At 65.6% G+C, this 19,530-nt stretch carries 30 protein-coding genes; 27 read left to right on the top strand and 3 right to left on the bottom strand.

Features of this window, described 5'->3' with window-relative positions:
• The first annotated feature begins 9 nt into the window (after positions 1–9).
• The 27 genes from rplD (at position 10) to MIC98_RS14875 (ending at position 15,306) form a co-directional block, all read left to right on the top strand.
• Positions 10–615 carry a 50S ribosomal protein L4 gene (rplD, locus tag MIC98_RS15005; RefSeq protein ID WP_057639468.1) on the top strand — a complete coding sequence of 202 codons (606 nt, stop codon included), beginning with the start codon at positions 10–12 and terminating at the stop codon, positions 613–615.
• A complete protein-coding gene (gene rplW, locus MIC98_RS15000) occupies positions 612–911 on the top strand; it encodes a 50S ribosomal protein L23 (protein WP_054663307.1) in 300 nt (99 codons plus the stop codon). Before rplD ends, rplW begins: the two co-directional genes overlap by 4 nt.
• A 10-nt stretch (positions 912–921) precedes the next feature.
• Positions 922–1,749, top strand: coding sequence for a 50S ribosomal protein L2 (gene rplB / locus MIC98_RS14995; RefSeq protein WP_057639415.1), 828 nt, complete (start codon positions 922–924; stop codon positions 1,747–1,749).
• 6 nt (positions 1,750–1,755) lie between these two features.
• A complete protein-coding gene (gene rpsS, locus MIC98_RS14990) occupies positions 1,756–2,025 on the top strand; it encodes a 30S ribosomal protein S19 (RefSeq protein ID WP_057639416.1) in 270 nt (89 codons plus the stop codon).
• Positions 2,026–2,037: 12 nt separating this feature from the next.
• Positions 2,038–2,373 (top strand): 50S ribosomal protein L22, encoded by a 336-nt coding sequence (rplV, locus tag MIC98_RS14985; protein ID WP_057639469.1) that lies wholly within the window; start codon positions 2,038–2,040, stop codon positions 2,371–2,373.
• Positions 2,374–2,375: 2 nt separating this feature from the next.
• Complete coding sequence (gene rpsC / locus MIC98_RS14980) at positions 2,376–3,110, top strand: 30S ribosomal protein S3 (protein ID WP_239737691.1); 735 nt, start codon at positions 2,376–2,378, stop codon at positions 3,108–3,110.
• Between the two features lie 5 nt (positions 3,111–3,115).
• Positions 3,116–3,529 carry a 50S ribosomal protein L16 gene (gene rplP, locus MIC98_RS14975; RefSeq protein ID WP_054663318.1) on the top strand — a complete coding sequence of 138 codons (414 nt, stop codon included), beginning with the start codon at positions 3,116–3,118 and terminating at the stop codon, positions 3,527–3,529.
• Positions 3,529–3,714 carry a 50S ribosomal protein L29 gene (gene rpmC, locus MIC98_RS14970; protein ID WP_057639419.1) on the top strand — a complete coding sequence of 62 codons (186 nt, stop codon included), beginning with the start codon at positions 3,529–3,531 and terminating at the stop codon, positions 3,712–3,714. The genes rplP and rpmC overlap by 1 nt, the downstream gene beginning before the upstream one ends.
• 11 nt (positions 3,715–3,725) lie before the next feature.
• Positions 3,726–3,992 (top strand): 30S ribosomal protein S17, encoded by a 267-nt coding sequence (gene rpsQ / locus MIC98_RS14965; RefSeq protein WP_239737690.1) that lies wholly within the window; start codon positions 3,726–3,728, stop codon positions 3,990–3,992.
• Positions 3,993–4,005: 13 nt separating this feature from the next.
• The gene (gene rplN, locus MIC98_RS14960) at positions 4,006–4,374 is read left to right on the top strand and encodes a 50S ribosomal protein L14 (RefSeq protein ID WP_019186153.1); all 369 of its coding nucleotides are present in this window, start codon (positions 4,006–4,008) and stop codon (positions 4,372–4,374) included.
• A 17-nt stretch (positions 4,375–4,391) separates the two neighbouring features.
• Entirely contained in the window at positions 4,392–4,709 is a 318-nt protein-coding gene (rplX, locus tag MIC98_RS14955; protein ID WP_054663326.1) for a 50S ribosomal protein L24, read from the top strand.
• 11 nt (positions 4,710–4,720) lie between these two features.
• The gene (gene rplE / locus MIC98_RS14950) at positions 4,721–5,263 is read left to right on the top strand and encodes a 50S ribosomal protein L5 (protein WP_057639421.1); all 543 of its coding nucleotides are present in this window, start codon (positions 4,721–4,723) and stop codon (positions 5,261–5,263) included.
• A gap of 18 nt (positions 5,264–5,281) precedes the next feature.
• The gene (gene rpsN, locus MIC98_RS14945; RefSeq protein ID WP_239737689.1) at positions 5,282–5,587 is read left to right on the top strand and encodes a 30S ribosomal protein S14; all 306 of its coding nucleotides are present in this window, start codon (positions 5,282–5,284) and stop codon (positions 5,585–5,587) included.
• A gap of 217 nt (positions 5,588–5,804) precedes the next feature.
• Positions 5,805–6,203 (top strand): 30S ribosomal protein S8, encoded by a 399-nt coding sequence (gene rpsH, locus MIC98_RS14940; protein WP_057639423.1) that lies wholly within the window; start codon positions 5,805–5,807, stop codon positions 6,201–6,203.
• Between the two features lie 17 nt (positions 6,204–6,220).
• The gene (gene rplF, locus MIC98_RS14935; protein ID WP_057639424.1) at positions 6,221–6,748 is read left to right on the top strand and encodes a 50S ribosomal protein L6; all 528 of its coding nucleotides are present in this window, start codon (positions 6,221–6,223) and stop codon (positions 6,746–6,748) included.
• Between the two features lie 33 nt (positions 6,749–6,781).
• Positions 6,782–7,135 carry a 50S ribosomal protein L18 gene (gene rplR, locus MIC98_RS14930; RefSeq protein ID WP_057639425.1) on the top strand — a complete coding sequence of 118 codons (354 nt, stop codon included), beginning with the start codon at positions 6,782–6,784 and terminating at the stop codon, positions 7,133–7,135.
• A gap of 158 nt (positions 7,136–7,293) precedes the next feature.
• On the top strand, positions 7,294–7,836 hold the full coding sequence (gene rpsE / locus MIC98_RS14925) for a 30S ribosomal protein S5 (RefSeq protein ID WP_057639426.1): 543 nt from the start codon (positions 7,294–7,296) through the stop codon (positions 7,834–7,836).
• Positions 7,829–8,020 (top strand): 50S ribosomal protein L30, encoded by a 192-nt coding sequence (gene rpmD, locus MIC98_RS14920; RefSeq protein WP_057639427.1) that lies wholly within the window; start codon positions 7,829–7,831, stop codon positions 8,018–8,020. Before rpsE ends, rpmD begins: the two co-directional genes overlap by 8 nt.
• 6 nt (positions 8,021–8,026) lie before the next feature.
• The gene (rplO, locus tag MIC98_RS14915; protein WP_057639428.1) at positions 8,027–8,470 is read left to right on the top strand and encodes a 50S ribosomal protein L15; all 444 of its coding nucleotides are present in this window, start codon (positions 8,027–8,029) and stop codon (positions 8,468–8,470) included.
• Positions 8,471–8,477: 7 nt separating this feature from the next.
• A complete protein-coding gene (secY, locus tag MIC98_RS14910; protein WP_057639429.1) occupies positions 8,478–9,833 on the top strand; it encodes a preprotein translocase subunit SecY in 1,356 nt (451 codons plus the stop codon).
• A gap of 350 nt (positions 9,834–10,183) precedes the next feature.
• On the top strand, positions 10,184–10,540 hold the full coding sequence (gene rpsM / locus MIC98_RS14905; RefSeq protein WP_057639430.1) for a 30S ribosomal protein S13: 357 nt from the start codon (positions 10,184–10,186) through the stop codon (positions 10,538–10,540).
• Between the two features lie 13 nt (positions 10,541–10,553).
• The gene (rpsK, locus tag MIC98_RS14900) at positions 10,554–10,946 is read left to right on the top strand and encodes a 30S ribosomal protein S11 (RefSeq protein ID WP_057639431.1); all 393 of its coding nucleotides are present in this window, start codon (positions 10,554–10,556) and stop codon (positions 10,944–10,946) included.
• Positions 10,947–10,960: 14 nt separating this feature from the next.
• On the top strand, positions 10,961–11,590 hold the full coding sequence (gene rpsD, locus MIC98_RS14895) for a 30S ribosomal protein S4 (RefSeq protein WP_057639432.1): 630 nt from the start codon (positions 10,961–10,963) through the stop codon (positions 11,588–11,590).
• Positions 11,591–11,645: 55 nt separating this feature from the next.
• The gene (gene rpoA, locus MIC98_RS14890; protein WP_057639433.1) at positions 11,646–12,644 is read left to right on the top strand and encodes a DNA-directed RNA polymerase subunit alpha; all 999 of its coding nucleotides are present in this window, start codon (positions 11,646–11,648) and stop codon (positions 12,642–12,644) included.
• Positions 12,645–12,858: 214 nt separating this feature from the next.
• On the top strand, positions 12,859–13,245 hold the full coding sequence (rplQ, locus tag MIC98_RS14885; RefSeq protein WP_055767523.1) for a 50S ribosomal protein L17: 387 nt from the start codon (positions 12,859–12,861) through the stop codon (positions 13,243–13,245).
• Positions 13,246–13,392: 147 nt separating this feature from the next.
• Positions 13,393–13,908 carry a disulfide bond formation protein B gene (locus MIC98_RS14880; RefSeq protein ID WP_057639434.1) on the top strand — a complete coding sequence of 172 codons (516 nt, stop codon included), beginning with the start codon at positions 13,393–13,395 and terminating at the stop codon, positions 13,906–13,908.
• Between the two features lie 33 nt (positions 13,909–13,941).
• Positions 13,942–15,306: a 3-deoxy-7-phosphoheptulonate synthase class II gene (locus tag MIC98_RS14875; protein ID WP_239737688.1), complete on the top strand. Its 1,365-nt coding sequence runs from the start codon at positions 13,942–13,944 to the stop codon at positions 15,304–15,306.
• A 195-nt stretch (positions 15,307–15,501) separates the two neighbouring features.
• Here MIC98_RS14875 and MIC98_RS14870 read toward each other — a convergent pair whose 3' ends face one another.
• The 3 genes from MIC98_RS14870 to typA are packed head-to-tail and all read right to left on the bottom strand — an operon-like array spanning position 15,502 to position 19,443.
• Positions 15,502–17,085: an amidase gene (locus MIC98_RS14870; RefSeq protein WP_345772163.1), complete on the bottom strand. Its 1,584-nt coding sequence runs from the start codon at positions 17,083–17,085 to the stop codon at positions 15,502–15,504.
• A gap of 40 nt (positions 17,086–17,125) precedes the next feature.
• Positions 17,126–17,608 (bottom strand): DUF2127 domain-containing protein, encoded by a 483-nt coding sequence (locus tag MIC98_RS14865; protein ID WP_057639436.1) that lies wholly within the window; start codon positions 17,606–17,608, stop codon positions 17,126–17,128.
• A 5-nt stretch (positions 17,609–17,613) separates the two neighbouring features.
• On the bottom strand, positions 17,614–19,443 hold the full coding sequence (gene typA, locus MIC98_RS14860; protein WP_057639437.1) for a translational GTPase TypA: 1,830 nt from the start codon (positions 19,441–19,443) through the stop codon (positions 17,614–17,616).
• Positions 19,444–19,530: the final 87 nt, after the last annotated feature.

Raw genomic sequence — 19,530 nt, 5'->3', positions numbered from 1 at the left:
GAGATGACGATGGAACTCGTTATCACGGGTAGCAACAACAAGGTGTCGGTCTCCGAAGCCGTGTTCGGTCGCGAATTCAGCGAGGATCTGGTCCACCAGGTCGTCGTCGCCTACCGCAACGCCGCTCGCGCCGGTACCAAGGCACAGAAGACGCGTTCGGAAGTCGCCGGCACCACCAAGAAGTCGAAGAAGCAGAAGGGTGGTGGCGCTCGCCACGGTGCCCTGACCGCTCCGATCTTCGTCGGCGGTGGCGTGACCTTCGCAGCCAAGCCGCGCAGCTTCGAGCAGAAGGTCAACCGCAAGCAGTACCGTGCGGCCATCTGCGCGATCCTGTCCGAGCTGAACCGCCAGGGCCGCATCAAGGTCGTCGAGTCGTTCGACGTCGAGGCGGTCAAGACCAAGGCGCTGATCGAGAAGCTGGCCGGTCTGGAAGTGGGCAAGCGCCCGCTGATCGTGACCGAGGACGCCTCCGAGTCGCTGTACCTGTCGGCCCGCAACCTGCCCTACGTGCAGGTGCGTGACGTGCAGGGCATGGACCCGGTCGCCCTGGTCGGTGCCGACACGGTCGTCATCACCGCTGACGCGGTCAAGAAGGTCGAGGAGTGGCTGGCATGAGCAGCAACGAAAAAATCTTCAGCGTGCTGCGCGCTCCGCGAGTCTCCGAGAAGACCGCGCGCCTGCAGGAACTCTCCAACCAGTACGTCTTCGAAGTCTCGAACGAAGCCACCAAGGCCGATGTGAAGGCCGCGGTCGAGCAGCTGTTCGACGTCAAGGTCGAGGCCGTCAACGTGGTCAACGTCAAGGGCAAGAGCAAGTCCTTCCGTAACCGCGCTGGCCGTCGCGGCGATTGGCGCAAGGCGTACGTGCGTCTGGCCGATGGCCAGTCCATCGATGTAACGGCCAAGGCCTGAGGTACATCCCATGCCATTGATGAAATTCAAGCCCACCTCCGCAGGCCGTCGTTCGGCCGTGCGCGTGGTCACGCCCGATCTGCACAAGGGCGCACCGCACGCAGCGTTGCTGGAGCCGCAGAGCAAGTCCGGTGGTCGCAACCACCACGGTCGCATCACCACCCGTCACGTTGGTGGTGGCCACAAGCAGCACTACCGCATCATCGACTTCAAGCGCAACAAGGAAGGCATTCCGGCGCGCGTGGAACGCATCGAATACGATCCGAACCGCACCGCCCACATCGCCCTGCTGTGCTACGTCGACGGCGAGCGCCGCTACATCATCGCCCCCAAGGGCCTGAAGGCCGGTGACCAGGTCATCTCGGGCGCGCATGCCCCGATCAAGACCGGCAACACCCTGCCGCTGCGCAACATCCCGGTCGGCACCACCATCCACGGCATCGAGCTGAAGCCGGGCAAGGGCGCCCAGATCGCCCGTGCCGCGGGTGCTTCGGTGCAGCTGGTGGCCCGCGAAGGCATCTACGCCACCCTGCGCCTGCGCTCGGGTGAAATGCGCAAGGTGCCGGTCGAGTGCCGCGCCACCGTCGGCGAAGTCGGCAACGACGAGCACAACCTGGAGAAGCTGGGCAAGGCCGGCGCCAAGCGTTGGCGCGGTGTCCGCCCGACCGTCCGCGGTGCTGCCATGAACCCGGTGGATCACCCGCACGGCGGTGGTGAGGCCAAGGCCGGCCAGGGCAACCCGCATCCGGTCACCCCGTGGGGCGTGCCGACCAAGGGTTACAAGACGCGCCATAACAAGCGCACTCAGCAGTTCATCGTCCGCGATCGTAGGGGCTAATCGACCATGGCACGTTCACTCAAGAAGGGCCCGTTCGTCGATCACCACCTCGTCAAGAAGGTGGAGGCCGCCGCGGGCAGCAAAAGGCCGATCAAGACCTGGTCGCGCCGTTCGATGATCCTGCCTGAAATGGTTGGATTCACCATTGCCGTGCACAACGGCAAGAACCACATCCCGGTTCTCGTCAACGAGAACATGGTTGGCCACAAGCTCGGCGAATTCGCCATCACCCGGACCTTCAAGGGTCACGGTGCTGACAAGAAGTCGGGCAAGTAAGGAGAGATGACGATGGAAGCGAAAGCAATCCTGCGCACCGCGCGCATCTCCCCGCAGAAGGCCCGTCTGGTCGCCGACCAGGTGCGCGGCCTTCCGGCCGAGCGTGCGGTCAACCTGCTGAAGTTCTCGGACAAGAAGGCCGCCGCCCTGATCAAGAAGGTCGTGGAATCGGCGATCGCCAATGCCGAGAACAACCAGGGCGCCGACGTCGACGAGCTGAAGGTCAAGACCATCATGGTCGACGAAGGTCCGACGCTGAAGCGCTTCATGGCCCGTGCCAAGGGCCGCGGCACGCGCATTCTCAAGCGCACCAGCCACATCACCGTGGTCGTGGGCGAGGGCAAATAACGATGGGTCACAAAGTACATCCGATTGGTATCCGCCTCGGTGTTTCCAAGGACTGGAACTCCAAGTGGTACGCCAACAAGAGCGAGTTCGCCGGCTACCTGGCGGCCGACCTCAAGGTCCGCGAGATGCTTCGCAAGAAGCTGGCTCAGGCGGGTATCTCCAAGATCCTGATCGAGCGTCCGGCCAAGACCGCGCGCGTGACGATCCACACCGCCCGCCCGGGCGTGGTGATCGGCAAGCGTGGTGAGGACATCGAGAAGCTGCGCAAGGAAGTGAGCGAGATGATGGGCGTCCCGGCGCACATCAACGTCACCGAAGTGCGCAAGCCGGAGCTGGACGCGCAGCTGGTTGCCGAATCGATCGCGCAGCAGCTGGAGCGCCGCATCATGTTCCGCCGCGCGATGAAGCGCTCGGTCGGCAACGCGATGCGCCTGGGCGCGCTGGGCATCAAGGTTAACGTCGCTGGCCGCTTGAACGGCGCTGAAATCGCCCGTTCGGAGTGGTACCGCGAAGGCCGCGTGCCGCTGCACACCCTGCGTGCCGACATCGACTACGGTTTCGCTGAGGCCAGCACCACCTACGGCATCATCGGCATCAAGGTCTGGATCTACAAGGGCGAGGTCTTTGATTTCTCCCAGGTTGGCCAGGAAAAGCAGGACGACAGCCCGCGCAACGATCGCAATGATCGTGGCGACCGTGGTGACCGTCCGTCGCGCCCGGCTCGTGAAGCGAGGTAACGGCAATGTTGCAACCCAAGCGAACCAAGTACCGCAAGATGTTCAAGGGCCGCAACGACGGCCTGAGTTGGAGCGCCAATGCCGTCAGCTTCGGTGAGTACGGCCTGAAGGCAACCGCCCACGGTCAGCTGACCGCGCGCCAGATCGAAGCGGCTCGCCGCTCGATCAGCCGCTACGTCAAGCGCGGTGGCAAGATGTGGATCCGCGTGTTCCCCGACAAGCCCATCACCAAGAAGCCCATCGAAGTCCGAATGGGTGCCGGTAAGGGTGGCGTGGAATACTGGGTCGCCCAGATCCAGCCCGGTCGCATGATCTATGAAATCGAGGGTGTCTCCGAGGAAGTGGCGCGCGAGGCGTTCCGTCTTGCTTCGGCCAAGCTCTCGGTCACCACCACTTTCGTGACCCGGACGGTGCGCTGATGGACATCAAACAACTCCGCGAAAAGTCGGCTGACGAACTCAAGGCCCACCTGGGCGACCTGCGCAAGGAGCAGTTCTCGCTCCGCATGCAGGCCGCCACCGGCCAGCTGCCGAAGACCCATGAAACCCGCCGGGTGCGCCGCGAGATTGCTCGCGTCAAGTACCTGATCGGCAGCACGAAGTAAGGATGGCTGCGATGAGCGAAAATACCGAAAAGACGCTGCGCACGGTCGTTGGCCGTGTCGTCAGCAACAAGATGGACAAGACGGTCACCGTGTTGGTGGAGCGCCAGGTCAAGCACGCCCTGTACGGCAAGTACATCAAGCGCTCGACCAAGCTGCACGCACACGACGCCGACAATGCCTGCAACGAAGGCGATGTCGTGCGCGTGACCGAGATTGCTCCGATGTCCAAGACCAAGAACTGGCGGGTGGTGGAAGTCGTCACCCGTGCGGCCGAATAAGGAGATCTGAATCATGATCCAGATGCAGAGCTACCTTGACGCCGCGGACAACTCCGGTGCCAAGGAACTGATGTGCATCAAGGTGCTGGGTGGTTCCAAGCGCCGTTACGCGCACATCGGTGACATCATCAAGGTCACCGTGAAGGACGCGATCCCGCGCGGCAAGGTCAAGAAGGGTGAAGTGTATGACGCCGTAGTGGTGCGTACCCGCAAGGGTGTGCGCCGCGCCGACGGCTCGCTGATCCGTTTCGACGGCAACGCCGCGGTCCTGCTCAACAACAAGCAAGAGCCGATCGGCACCCGTATCTTCGGGCCGGTGACCCGTGAACTTCGTTCCGAGAAGTTCATGAAGATCGTCTCGCTCGCTCCCGAAGTGCTGTGAGCGACTAGGAGATAATCATGGCTAACCGTATCAAGAAGGGCGACCAGGTCGTCGTCAACACCGGCAAGGACAAGGGCAAGCAGGGCGAAGTCGTCCGCGTCGACGGCGACCGCGTGGTCGTCGCCAACGTGAACATCGTCAAGCGGCACACCAAGCCGAACCCGCAGGCGGGTGTCGCCGGCGGCGTGGTCGAGCGTGAAGCTTCGATCCATATCTCCAACGTCAATGTCCTCAACCCGGCTTCGGGCAAGGGCGAGCGCGTTGGCTTCAAGGTGCTGGAGGATGGACGCAAACTGCGTGTGTTCCGCTCCAGCGGTGAGGCGATTGACGCCTGAGGAATGAGCTGATGACTTCCCGTCTCGAAAAAATCTACAAGGAAGAAGTGGTGCCGGCGCTGATGAAGCAGTTCGGCTACACCAATCCGATGGAAGTGCCGAAGCTGGTCAAGGTCACCTTGAACATGGGCGTCGGCGAAGCCGCGACCAACAAGAAGGTGCTGGAGAACGCCGTCGCCGACATGGCCAAGATCACCGGCCAGAAGCCGGTGGTCACCAAGTCGCGCGTCTCGGTGGCTTCGTTCAAGATCCGCGATGGCTGGCCGATCGGTTGCAAGGTCACCCTGCGCCGCAACACCATGTTCGAGTTCCTCGACCGCCTGATCAACATCTCGCTGCCGCGCGTGCGTGACTTCCGCGGCGTGTCGGGGCGTTCGTTCGACGGCCGCGGCAACTACAACATGGGTGTGAAGGAACAGATCATCTTCCCGGAAATCGACTTCGACGCCGTCGATGCGATCCGCGGCATGGATATCGCCATCACCACCACCGCCAAGACCGATGCGGAAGCGAAGGCGCTGCTGGCAGCGTTCAAGTTCCCGTTCCGTAACTGATCCGTCGAGGAAACCGAAATGGCAAAGACCTCCATGGTCAACCGCGACATCAAGCGGGCGAAGCTGGCCAAGAAGTACGCCGACAAGCGTGCGGCTCTGAAGAAGATCGTGTCCTCGCAGGACGCGAGCTACGAGGAGAAGATCGAGGCCGCGACCAAGCTGTCCAAGCTGCCGCGCGATTCGTCGCCGAGCCGCCAGCGCAACCGCTGCGAACTGTCGGGCCGCCCGCGTGGCGTGTACCGCAAGTTCGGCCTGGGCCGCAACAAGCTGCGCGAGGCCACCATGCGTGGCGACGTGCCGGGCCTGCGCAAGGCCAGCTGGTAAGACCTTTCGCGGCGGGCCTTTCGGGCCTGCCGCGGAGCGCCGCCGGGGCAACCCGGCGGCAATTCAGGAAGTCCGACGCAAGTCGGACTTTTTGTCGTATACTCCCGCGTCTTGCCTGCCCGAAAGGGTGGGTGACGCTGGCAAAGGGCCCCGGCCCCTCCCGGGAAAACACGAGATTTTCGCGAAAGCGGATATCGGTGCACTCAAAGGTATTTACATGAGCATGACTGATCCCATCGCCGACCTGTTGGTCCGCATCAAGAATGCGGCCGCGGTTGGCAAGCCGACGGTGAAGGCGCCGTCCTCCAAGATCAAGGTTGCGATCGCCCAGGTCCTGAAGGACGAGGGCTACATCGCCGACCTGCGCGTGAACAAGCTGGAAAACAACAAGGCCGAGCTGGAAATCGTCCTGAAGTACTTCGAGGGCAAGCCGGTCATCGCGACCCTGAAGCGCTTCTCGCGTTCGGGCCTGCGCCAGTACCGCGGCAAGAGCGAGCTGCCGAAGGTCCTCAACGGCCTGGGCATCGCCATCATTTCCACCTCCAAGGGCATCATGACCGATGCGCAGGCGCGCCAGCAGGGCGTCGGCGGTGAAGTCCTGTGCTTCGTGGCCTAAGCGAGAAGGAGTAGACCATGTCCCGCGTAGCCAAGAAGCCGATCAACCTGCCCAAGGGCGTTGAACTGAACATCCAGCCGGAATCCGTCAGCGTGAAGGGCCCGAAGGGCACCCTGTCGCTGGCCAAGGCCGCCGGCGTTGAAATCACCCTCGACAACGGCGTCGCCACGCTGAACCCGAAGGACATCTCCTTCGATGCGTTGACCGGCACCGTCCGCGCGATCCTGGCCAACATGGTCAAGGGCGTGTCCGAAGGCTTCGAGAAGAAGCTGGAGCTGGTCGGCGTGGGTTACCGCGCCGCCATGCAGGGCAAGGACCTGAACCTGTCGCTGGGTTTCTCGCATCCCATCGTGTTCGTGGCGCCGGAAGGCATCACCCTGTCGACCCCGACGCAGACGGAAATCGTCGTGCAGGGCGCCGACAAGCAGGTGGTCGGCGAAGTCGCCGCCAAGATCCGCGGTTACCGTCCGCCGGAGCCCTACAAGGGCAAGGGTGTGAAGTACGCCGGTGAGAACATCATTCGCAAGGAAGCCAAGAAGGCCTAATTCCTAGGTCTTCAGCTTTCGAGGATAAAGAACATGAACAAGAACATCGCTCGCCTGCGCCGCGCCAAGTCGACCCGTTCGCACATCCGTACCCTGGGCGTGCCGCGCCTGTCGGTGCTGCGTACCGGCCAGCACCTGTACGCGCAGGTCTTCACCGCCGACGGCTCCAAGGTGCTGGCTTCGGCCAACACCGCCCAGGCCGACGTCAAGGAAGGCCTGAAGAACGGCAAGAACTGCGACGCCGCGACCAAGGTCGGCAAGATCATCGCCGAGCGCGCCAAGGCTGCCGGTATCGAGAAGGTCGCCTTCGACCGCTCGGGCTACCGCTACCACGGCCGCATCAAGGCGCTGGCCGACGCTGCCCGCGAAGGCGGCCTGCAGTTCTAAGCAACATGGGCAAGGAGCTTCGCGGCTCCTTGCCAGCCTGCCGGCACGGGTAGTGCCGGGCGCCGGCGGTTCTTCTGCAACCGCCGGCGGTCCAACGTTCCATTCCACAACCATAAGCGGCCCCGAGCCGTACATACCCAATCAATCAAGGAATCAACATGGCAGAAGAACGTCAGTCGCGGGGTCGCGATCGCGACCGCAACCGCGAAGAGAAAGTCGACGACGGCATGATCGAGAAGCTGGTCGCCGTCAACCGCGTCAGCAAGACTGTCAAGGGCGGCCGCCAGTTCACCTTCACCGCGCTGACCGTGGTCGGCGACGGCGAGGGCAAGGTCGGCTTCGGCTACGGCAAGGCGCGCGAAGTGCCGGTCGCCATCCAGAAGTCGATGGAGCAGGCGCGCAAGAACCTGGTCAACGTCGACCTGCACAACGGCACCTTGTGGCACACCGTCAAGGACGGCCACGGCGCGGCTCGCGTGTTCATGCAGCCGGCCTCGGAAGGTACCGGCGTGATCGCCGGCGGCGCCATGCGCGCCGTGCTGGAAGCGGTGGGCGTGAAGGACGTGCTGGCCAAGGCCACCGGTTCGCGCAACCCGATCAACCTGGTGCGCGCCACGGTCAAGGGTCTGGCAGGCATGCAGTCGCCGGCCCGCATCGCGGCCAAGCGCGGCAAGAAGGTGGAGGAACTCAACCATGGCTAATGAGTCCAACAAGACCGTCAAGGTGCGCCTGGTGCGCGGCCTGCGTGGAACCCAGTCGCGTCACCGCCTGTCGGTGCGTGCGCTGGGCCTGAACAAGCTCAACGATGTGCGTGAACTGAAGGACAGCCCGCAGGTGCGCGGCCTGATCAACCAGGTTCAGTACCTCGTCCAGGTTGAGGAGTAATCGACCATGACTCTGCGTCTCAATGAACTGAGCCCGGCACCGGGCGCCCGCACCGAGCGTACCCGCGTCGGTCGCGGCATCGGCTCGGGCCTGGGCAAGACCGCCGGCCGCGGCCACAAGGGTTCGTTCGCCCGCAAGGGCGGCGGCAAGATCAAGGCCGGCTTCGAAGGCGGCCAGACCCCGATGCAGCGCCGCCTGCCGAAGATCGGCTTCCATTCCAAGATGGCCAAGGACACCGCCGAAGTGCTGTCCTACCACCTGGATCGCCTGGAAGCCGGCGAGATCGATTTCGCCGCGCTGCGCGCCGCGAAGCTGGTCCCGTCCACCGCCAAGAAGGCCAAGATCGTCCTCAAGGGCGAGCTGACCAAGGCATTCACCCTGAAGGGTGTGGCGGCCACCGCCGGCGCCAAGGCCGCGATCGAAGCTGCCGGCGGCAGCGTGCAGGAGTAACTGGAACATGGCGCAAGCTGGCATCGGAAACCTCGCGGGCGGAATGGGCAAGTTCACGGAACTTCGCCAGCGTCTTCTGTTCGTCGTCGGGGCATTGCTCGTCTACCGCATCGGCTGCTACGTGCCGGTGCCGGGCGTCAATCCCGATGCCATGCTTTCGCTGATGAAGGCGCAGGGCGGCGGTATCGTGGACATGTTCAACATGTTCTCGGGCGGCGCCCTGCACCGTTTCAGCATCTTCGCGTTGAACGTGATGCCGTACATCTCGGCGTCGATCGTGATGCAGCTGGCCGTGCACGTGTTCCCGGCATTGAAGGCGATGCAGAAGGAAGGCGAGTCGGGCCGCCGCAAGGTCACCCAGTATTCGCGCATCGGCGCGGTGCTGCTGGCCGTGGTGCAGGGCGGCAGCATCGCGCTGGCGCTGCAGAACCAGGTGTCGCCGGGCGGCGCCCCGGTCGTCTACGCGCCGGGCCTCGGCTTCGTGTTGACCGCCGTGGTCGCGCTGACCGCCGGCACCATGTTCCTGATGTGGCTGGGCGAGCAGGTCACCGAGCGCGGCATCGGCAACGGTGTTTCGCTGATCATCTTCGCCGGCATCGTCGCCGGCCTGCCGGCGGCGGTCATCCACACGCTGGAGGCCTACAGCAACGGCAACATGAGCTTCATCTCGCTGCTGATCATCCTGGTCGTGGTGCTGGGCTTCACCTGGTTCGTGGTGTTCGTCGAGAGCGGGCAACGCCGCATCACGGTGAACTACGCGCGCCGCCAAGGCGGCCGCAACGCCTACATGAACCAGGCTTCGTTTCTGCCGCTGAAGCTCAATATGTCCGGCGTGATTCCGGCGATCTTCGCCTCCAGCATCCTCGCCTTCCCGGCGACGCTGGCGCAGTGGTCGGGCCAGGCCACCTCGGCGACCTGGCTGCAGAAGGCGTCCAACGCGCTGGGCCCGGGCGAGCCGCTGCACATGATCGTGTTCGCCGCGCTGATCATCGGCTTCTCGTTCTTCTACACCGCGCTGGTGTTCAACTCGCAGGAAACCGCCGACAACCTGAAGAAGTCCGGTGCGCTGATCCCCGGCATCCGCCCGGGCAAGGCCACCGCCGACTACGTCGACGCCGTGCTGACCCGCCTGACCGCGGCCGGCGCGCTGTACGTGGTGATCGTCTGCCTGCTGCCCGAGATCATGCGCACCGAGCTCAACGCCTCGTTCTACTTCGGCGGCACCTCGCTGCTGATCGTGGTGGTGGTGGTGATGGATTTCATCGCCCAGGTCCAGTCGCACCTGATGTCGCACCAGTACGAGAGCCTGCTGAAGAAGGCGAACCTGAAGGGCGGCAACCGCGGCGGTTTTGCGCGGGGCTGATTCCCGGTTATACTTCTCTGCTTCATGGCGTGAAGCCCGCCGCACCGGTTCCCGGGGCGGGCTTCCAAAAACGGAAGGGCGGCCCCCGCAGCGGTCTCGGGTGGGGGTGCGATGTGGTAGTTCCGCGCGGGAGTAGCGCGGACGGCGTGGGGAAGATTCCTCGCCAGGCACATCCGGCGCCGGAGCATGGGCACACTCCCCATGCCGGGTCCATGGAACTTCGTGTTCCACGGACCTACAGATGAACCGAGGCCTTGCTAGAATCACCAGTCCACTTTTTTGATCCATCCTGCCGGAACGGCGCGCCATGCGGTGCGCATTCGGCCATCACTCAGCTGGAGAACCGCGTCATGGCGCGTATTGCAGGCGTCAACCTGCCAGCCCAGAAGCACGTCTGGGTCGGGTTGCAAAGCATTTACGGCATCGGCCGTACCCGTTCGAAGAAGGTCTGCGAAGACGCAGGCGTGGCTTCGACCACCAAGATCCGCGATCTGTCGGAGCCGGAAATCGACCGTCTGCGTGCCGAGATCGGCAAGTACATCGTCGAAGGCGACCTGCGTCGCGAAGTCGGCATCGCCATCAAGCGCCTGATGGACCTGGGTTGCTACCGCGGCCTGCGCCACCGTCGCGGCCTGCCGCTGCGTGGCCAGCGCACCAAGACCAATGCACGTACCCGCAAGGGCCCGCGCAAGGCTCTGAAGAAGTAAGGGACCCTAGAAAATGGCCAAGCCCGCTGCTACCAAGACCAAGAAGAAGATCAAGCGCGTCATCACCGACGGCGTCGCCCACGTCCACGCTTCGTTCAACAACACCATCGTGACCATCACCGACCGTCAGGGCAATGCACTGTCCTGGGCGACCTCCGGTGGTGCCGGCTTCCGCGGTTCGCGCAAGTCCACCCCGTTCGCCGCGCAGGTCGCCGCCGAAAAGGCCGGCAAGGCTGCGCTGGACTACGGCGTGAAGTCGCTGGAAGTCCGCATCAAGGGCCCGGGTCCGGGCCGTGAGTCGGCCGTGCGTTCGCTGAACAACGTCGGCTACAAGATCACCAACATCATCGACGTGACGCCCATCCCGCACAACGGGTGCCGTCCGCCGAAGAAGCGTCGCGTCTAAAGGAGCGATAAGAAATGGCTCGTTATATCGGTCCTACCTGCAAGCTCGCCCGTCGCGAAGGCGCCGACCTGTCGCTGAAGTCGCCGGCCCGTGCGCTGGACTCCAAGTGCAAACTGGAGCAGAAGCCCGGCCAGCATGGCGCCACCGCCCGCAAGGGCAAGCTGTCCGACTACGCCACCCAGCTGCGCGAGAAGCAGAAGGTCAAGCGCATCTACGGCCTGCTGGAGCGCCAGTTCCGCAACTACTACAAGAAGGCCTCGACCAAGAAGGGCAACACCGGCGAGAACCTGCTGCAGCTGCTGGAAACCCGCCTGGACAACGTCGTCTACCGCATGGGCTTCGCCGTGACCCGCCCGGCCGCGCGCCAGCTGGTCTCGCACCGTGGCGTCACGGTCAACGGCAAGTCGGTCAACCTGGCCTCGTACCAGGTCAAGGCCGGCGATGCGATCGCCCTGTCCGAAAAGGCCCAGAAGCAGCTGCGCGTGCAGGAAGCCCTGACCGTGGCCGAACAGCACGATCTCAGCCCGTCGTGGGTCGAAGTCGATTCGAAGAAGTTCAGCGGCATCTTCAAGGCCGTGCCGGATCGCGCCGACCTGCCGGCGGACATCAACGAAGCGCTGATCGTCGAGCTGTACTCGAAGTAATTCACATCGGAGAACTCCCGGCGACGGCCGGGAGTTCACTAGGAGAACCCGCCACATGACGGTTACCGCAAACCAGGTTCTGCGTCCTCGCGGCCCGCAGATCGAACGCCTTACCGACACCCGCGCCAAGGTCGTGATCGAACCCTTGGAGCGGGGTTACGGGCATACGCTGGGCAACGCCCTGCGTCGCGTGCTGCTGTCGTCCATCCCGGGCTTCGCCATCACCGAAGTCGAGATCGATGGCGTGCTGCACGAGTACACCACGCTGGAAGGCCTGCAGGAGGACGTGCTGGAAGTCCTGCTCAACCTGAAGGACGTGGCCATTCGCATGCATTCCGGCGAGAGCGCCACCGTGTCCCTGTCCAAGCAGGGCCCGGGCGTCGTCACCGCGGCCGACATCAAGGTCGACCACAACGTCGAAGTGGTCAATCCCGATCAGGTGATCTGCAACCTGACCAAGGATACGTCGATCAACATGCGCCTGAAGGTCGAGCGCGGCTTCGGCTACCAGCCGGCGGCCTCGCGCCGTCGCCCGGACGAAGAGTCGCGCGCCATCGGCCGCCTGGTGCTGGACGCCTCGTTCTCGCCGGTGCGCCGCGTCGCCTACGCGGTGGAAGCCGCGCGCGTCGAGCAGCGTACCGACCTGGACAAGCTGGTCATCGACATCGAGACCAACGGCACCATCGACGCCGAGGAAGCCGTGCGCACCGCCGCCGACATCCTCAGCGACCAGCTGTCGGTGTTCGGCGACTTCACCCACCGTGACCGCGGTGCGGCCAAGCCGGCCAACACCGGCGTCGACCCGGTGCTGCTGCGCCCGATCGACGACCTGGAGCTGACCGTGCGTTCGGCCAACTGCCTGAAGGCCGAGAGCATCTACTACATCGGCGATCTGATCCAGAAGACCGAAGTGGAGCTGCTCAAGACCCCGAACCTGGGCAAGAAGTCGCTCACCGAGATCAAGGAAGTGCTGGCCCAGCGTGGCCTGTCGCTTGGCATGAAGCTGGAGAACTGGCCGCCGGCCGGTGTTGCAGCCCACGGCATGCTCGGCTGACAGCCGCTTCCCTGCAGTACCGCGCAAGGCTCCACCGGCAACGGTGGAGCCTTCGCAACGAAGCCTTGAGGGCTTCGCCGCCACGACGAACCGCAGGTTCGCGGGCAGGTCGTTCAGGACGAGCGGCCAAGGACCAACCGCAGTCCGCAGACAACGCCGGGATGGCGACAGCGACGTACAACGACCCACCATTCACTGACCAAGGAACACACCCATGCGCCACCAGAAGTCGGGCCGCAAGTTCAACCGCACCAGCGCCCACCGCGAAGCGATGTTCAAGAACATGGCCGCCTCGCTGTTCAAGCACGAGCTGATCAAGACCACCCTGCCCAAGGCCAAGGAACTGCGCCGCGTCGCCGAGCCGCTGATCACCTTGGCCAAGGTCGACTCGGTCGCCAACCGCCGCCTGGCGTTCGCCCGCCTGCGCGACAAGGAAGCCGTCGGCAACCTGTTCACCATTCTCGGCCCGCGCTACGCCACCCGTCCGGGCGGCTACCTGCGCCTGCTGAAGTGCGGCTTCCGCGCCGGCGACAACGCGCCGATGGCCTACGTCGAGCTGGTCGACCGCCCGGCTGCCGTGGCCGAGGAAGTGGCCGAGTAATCGCGCCCTTCGTCCATCACGACGAATGCAACGAAAGCCCGGCCCTGGCCGGGCTTTTGCGTTCATGCATGTTTGCAATGAGCCAGGTCATGCGTGGACTTGTTGGGGCCTGCTACTCTTGCGTACTTGTCGAACCGGAATGACGCGATGAATCCCTTGCGCTGGAGTTTCCGCGCGCAGTGCCTGCTGGGTTTCCTGGTGTGTGCGGGCCTGCTGGCGTTTGCGATCTGGATGCAGTTGAAGATGGGGCTGGAGCCGTGCCCGCTGTGCATCTTCCAGCGCATCGCCTTTGCCGCGCTGGGCGTGCTGTTCCTGCTCGGCGCGCTGCACGGGCCGGCCACGCGCGGCGGGCGCGCCGCCTATGGGTTGCTGGCCTTCATCGCCGCCGCGGTGGGCATGGGCATCGCCGGGCGCCACGTCTACGTGCAGTTGCTGCCGAAGGAGCTGGGCAGCAGCTGCGGGCCGCCGCTGAGCTTCCTGAGCGAGACGATGGGGCCGTTCGAGGTGTTCCGCACCGTGCTGACCGGCACCGCCGACTGCGGCACCATCGACTGGACCTTCCTCGGCCTGAGCATGCCGATGTGGAGCCTGGTCTGGTTCGTGCTGCTCGGTGTCCTGGCGCTGTGCGCCGGCCTGCGCAAACGCAAGTCGCGCCTGTTCTGATCCCCCGTTTTTCGTACTGCAACGGTATCCCCCATGAATGCTTTCCCGTCCCCGTCTCCCGCCGCCGCCGACTGGACGCCGGAGAGTTGGCGCGGCAAGCCGGCGTTGCAGATGCCGACCTACCCGGACCTGCAGGCGCTGGAGGACGTGCTGGGGCAGTTGCGGCGGTTGCCGCCGCTGGTGACCTCGTGGGAGATCCTCGCGCTCAAGCGGCAGCTGGCCGAGGCGCAGGAGGGCGAGCGTTTCCTGCTGCAGGGTGGCGACTGCGCGGAGAACTTCGTCGATTGCGAGTCGGGCACGATCTCCAACCGGCTCAAGGTGCTGCTGCAGATGAGCCTGGTGCTGGTGCACGGGCTGCGCAAGCCGGTGATCCGCGTCGGCCGCTTCGCCGGCCAGTACGCCAAGCCGCGTTCGGCCGATACCGAGACCCGCGACGGGCAGACGCTGCCCAGCTATCGCGGCGACGTCATCAATGCGCCGGAATTCACCGCCGCCGCGCGCATGCCCGACCCGCAGCGGATGATCGTGGCGCACTCGCGTTCGGCGCTGACCATGAATTTCGTGCGTGCGCTGATCGACGGCGGCTTCGCCGACCTGCACCACCCCGAATACTGGAACCTGAGCTGGATGGGTTGCTCGCCGCTGGCCGCCGAGTACCAGAAGATGGTCGGCTCCATCGGCGATGCGGTGCGCTTCATGGAAACCCTGTCCGGCGCGCAGGTGCACAACCTCAACCGGGTCGATTTCTACACCTCGCACGAGGCCTTGCTGCTGCCCTACGAGCAGGCGTTGACCCGGCAGGTGCCACGTCAGCCGGGCTGGTTCAACCTGAGCACGCATTACCCGTGGATCGGCATGCGAACCGCCGCGCTGGACGGCGCGCACGTCGAGTACTTCCGCGGCATCCGCAACCCGGTCGCGATCAAGGTGGGGCCGTCGGTGCAGCCGGACCAGTTGCTGCGCCTGATCGACGCGCTGAACCCGGACGACGAGCCGGGCCGCTTGAGCTTCATCCACCGCATGGGCGCGGCGCAGATCGCCGACAAGCTGCCGCCGCTGCTGGATGCGGTCAAGCGCGATGGCCGCCGCGTGCTGTGGGTGTGCGACGCGATGCACGGCAATACCGAAAGCACCAGCAACGGCTACAAGACCCGCCGTTTCGACAACATCCGCCGCGAGGTAGAGCTGGCCTTCGACCTGCATGCAGCCGCCGGCACCCGGCTGGGGGGCGTGCACCTGGAATTGACCGGCGAGGACGTCACCGAATGCACCGGCGGCGCGCGCGAGTTGACCGAGCGCGATCTGGAGCGTGCCTATCGCTCCAGCGTCGACCCGCGGCTGAACTACGAGCAGTCGCTGGAAATCGCGATGGCGATCGTGCGCAAGCAGGGCGCATAGGCGCGCGTCCGGGATCGCGGGTATGGGGTTTGTGCCCCATGCATGGCTTTACCGGTGAGGCTCCATGCGGGGCAAGCCCCGCATCTACGGAAGGCCAAGCGTTCCCACGTAGGTGCCGGGCTTGCCCGGCACGGGGCTTTCGCAGCAGGGCTCCGATGCTGTCCCGAACACGGGATGCAAGCACAAGCCCTGCGTCTACGGCTTGCCGCTGGCGAACGTCGGCGGCTTGCGCGCGCGGGTGAGCTGCTCGTAGGCGTAGCCTAGTTCCAGCAGGCGCGGTTCACTCCACGCGGTGCCCATGAACAGCAGTCCCAGCGGCAGGCCGTCGGCATGGCCCATCGGCACGCTCAGGCTCGGGTAGCCGGCCACCGCGGCCGCGCCGTAGCTGCCGCCCGGGTAGTCGTCGCCCTCGCCGTGGGTGGTGCGCCAGGCCACGCCGGTGGTCGGCGCGATCAGCGCGTCCAGCTGGTCGGCGCGCAGCGCGGCGTCGATGCCTTCCGGGCCGGCCAGGCGCCGCGCGTTGTTGCGGGCGCTGATGTAGGCCGGGTCGTTCAGTTCGCCGGCGGCTTCGGCCTGTTCGAACAGTTCCTGGCCGAAGAACGGCATTTCCTGCGCGGCATGCTCGCGGTTGAAGGCGATCAGCCCGGCCAGCGTCGTCACCGGCGCCTGCCATTGCTGCAGGTGGCGCGGCAGGCCGGCCTTGAACTCGTGCAACAGCACGGTCAGTTCGTCCTGTTCCCATTGGCCTTCGGTCGGCAGCTCGGTCTCGACCACGATGGCGCCGGCCTCGCGCAGCGCCGCGACGGCCTGGGCAAGCACCGGCCCGATCTCGGGGCGTTCGGACAGCGGGCTGCGCAGCAGGCCGATGCGGGCGCCGCGCAGGGCATCGGTGCGCAGGCGTGCGCTGTAGTCGTAGACGGCGCGGCCGGGCATCGCCGCGGTGGCCGGGTCGGCTTCGTCGCGCCCGGCGATGGCGCCCAGCAGCAGCGCGGCATCGGCGACGCTGCGGGTCATCGGCCCGGCGGTGTCCTGGCTGAAGGAGATGGGGATGATGCCGTCGCGGCTGACCAGCCCGACGGTGGGCTTGAGCCCGACGATACCGTTGATCGCCGCCGGGCAGGTGATGCTGCCGTCGGTTTCGGTGCCGATGGCCACCACCGCGAAGTTGGCGGCCACCGCCACCGCGCTGCCCGCGCTGGAGCCGCAGGGGTTGCGCTCCAGTGCATACGGGTTGCGGGTCTGCCCGCCGACCGCGCTCCAGCCGGAGCTGGCCCTGGTCGAACGGAAGTTGGCCCATTCGCTGAGGTTGGTCTTGCCCAGGATCACCGCGCCGGCCTGGCGCAGGCGCTGCACGAGGAAGGCGTCGCGGCCGGGGCGGAAGCCCTTCAACGCCAGCGAGCCGGCGGTGTTGTGCATGGGCGTGGCGGCGATGTTGTCCTTGAGCAGCACCGGCATGCCGTGCAGCGGCCCGCGCACGTGGCCGGCGCGGCGTTCGGCGTCGCGCTGGGCGGCCTCGCGGCGCGCGGCGGGGTTGAGTTCGGTCACCGCGCGCAGGGTGGGGCCGCTGCGATCCAGCTCGGCGATGCGGCGCAGGTAGGCATCGGTGAGGGTGACGCTGTCCAGTTCGCCGGCGGCCATGCGCGCCTGCAGTCCGGCGATGTCGGCTTCCTGATAGGGGAAGGGTACTTCGGCCGATTGCGTGGCGGAGCGCTGGCAGGCGCAGCACAGGGCCAGCGCCAGTAGCAGCAGGGGGCGGGGACGTATCGGGAAGGGGCGCATCCGCGCAGGCTATTGCCCCGTGGCGCCCTTGGCAACGGCGTCAGGCGTTGCGCGGCGGGCGGCGCTTGCCGATGTCGCGGGCCAGCACCCAGACCACCAGCACGTTGACCGCCAGCAGCAGCCACGAGGCCCAGCCGGGGTGCCTGGCGATGGCATAGACGTCCAGCGGCAGGTACAGCGCGGCGGAGATGCAGCCCAGCCACGAGGCCCAGGCCTTGGCGCGCCACAGGCCCCAGGCTTCCACCGCGCGCAGCAGGCCGTAGGCGACCAGCGCGATGACGCCGACGTGCACGGTGTCCGGCGTGATCAGGTCCAGCAGGTTGGAGAACGAGCCGTGCTCGGGGTCCGCGCCGACGCGGCGGACCAGCGTGTTGACGATGTTGCGCAACGGCGCGGGCCCGGAGATCTCCAGGCCCGCGGCGGCGAGGAACGCCAGCACCGCCTTGCCCGCTTCGAGCAGGGCGATGGCGGCCAGGCCCGGATGCGCGTGGCGATCCGGGTTGTAGGGCTGGCGTTGCTTCAAGACGATCAGCCGGCGCGCGAGGCGCGCTTGCGATCGTTCTCGGTCAGGTGCTTCTTGCGCAGGCGGATCTCCTTCGGGGTGATCTCCACCAGCTCGTCGTCGTCGATGAAGTCCAGCGCCTGCTCCAGAGAGAACTTGATCGCCGGGGTCAGCTGGATCGCGTCGTCCTTGCCCGAGGCGCGCATGTTGGTCAGCGGCTTGGTCTTGATGGCGTTGACGGTCAGGTCGTTGTCCTTGGAGTGGATGCCGATCAGCTGGCCTTCGTACACGTTGTCGCCTTCGGCGGCGAACAGCTTGCCGCGCTCCTGCAGCGGGCCCAGCGAGTAGGCCGGCGTGGTGCCCGGGGCATTGGCGATCATCACGCCGTTCAGGCGCTTGGCGATGGCGCCCTGTTCCTTCGGGCCGTAATGGTCGAACACGTGGAACAGCAGGCCCGAACCCTGGGTCAGGGTCTTGAACTCGTTCTGGAAGCCGATCAGGCCGCGCGCCGGGATCTCGAAGTCCAGACGCACGCGGCCCTTGCCGTCCGGCTCCATGTTCTTGAGCTGGGCCTTGCGGGTGCCGAGCTTCTCCATCACGCCGCCCTGGTGCTGCTCCTCGACGTCCACCACCAGCTGCTCGATCGGCTCCATCAGCTGGCCGTCGATCTCCTTGATGATGACTTCCGGGCGCGACACGGCCAGCTCGTAGCCTTCGCGGCGCATGGTCTCGATCAGCACCGACAGGTGCAGTTCGCCGCGGCCGGAGACCAGGAACTTGTCGGCGTCCTCCAACTGCTCGACCTTCAGCGCGACGTTGTGCACGGTCTCGCGCTCCAGCCGCTCCTTGAGCTGGCGGCTGGTCAGGAACTTGCCGCCGGACAGGTCCTTGTTGCCGGCGAACGGCGAGTTGTTGACCTGGAAGGTCATCGAGATGGTCGGCTCGTCCACGGTCAGCGCCGGCAGCGCCTCCGGGTTGTCCAGCGCGCACACGGTATCGGAGATGGTCAGCTCCTGGATGCCGGAGATGGCGACGATGTCGCCGGCCTGCGCCTCCTCGACCTCGATCCGCTCCAGGCCCATGAAGCCCAGCACCTGCAGCACCTTGCCCTGGCGCTTCTTGCCCTCGCGGTCGATCACGACCACCGGCTGGTTCTTCTTCACCTTGCCGCGCTGGATGCGGCCGATGCCGATCACGCCGACGAAGTTGTTGTAGTCCAGCTGGCTGATGCGCATCTGGAACGGGCCTTCGGTCTCGACCTGCGGCGCCGGCACGTACTTCATGATCGCTTCGTACAGCGGGGTCATGTCGCCGTCGCGCACGGTGTCCTCAAGGCCGGCGTAGCCGTTCAGGCCGGAGGCGTAGACGATCGGGAAGTCCAGCTGCTCGTTGGTGGCGCCGAGCTTGTCGAACAGGTCGAACACCTGGTCGATCACCCAGTCCGGGCGTGCGCCAGGGCGGTCGACCTTGTTGACCACCACGATCGGCTTGAAGCCCATCGCGAAGGCCTTCTGGGTGACGAAGCGGGTCTGCGGCATCGGGCCGTCCATCGCGTCGACCAGGATCAGCACCGAGTCGACCATCGACAGCACGCGCTCCACCTCGCCGCCGAAGTCGGCGTGCCCGGGGGTGTCGACGATGTTGATGCGGTTGCCGTTCCACTTGATGGCGGTGTTCTTGGCCAGGATGGTGATGCCGCGTTCCTTTTCCTGGTCGTTGCTGTCCATCACGCGCTCGGCCAGCACCGTGCGCTCGGACAGGGTGCCAGACTGCTTCAGCAACTGGTCGACGAGGGTGGTCTTGCCGTGGTCGACGTGGGCGACGATGGCGATGTTGCGAAGGTTTTCGATGGACATGCGAAAGACGGCCAGCAGGTGCCGTGGATTGGGAAAAGAAGTCCAACATTATACGGGCAGGCGGGCCCTTCGCGGAAAGTACCCGTA

This window comes from Stenotrophomonas sp. NLF4-10 (genome assembly GCF_022359915.1).
Classification (GTDB): Bacteria; Pseudomonadota; Gammaproteobacteria; order Xanthomonadales; family Xanthomonadaceae; genus Stenotrophomonas; species Stenotrophomonas daejeonensis.
This window is presented reverse-complemented; position numbering and strand designations above follow the sequence as displayed.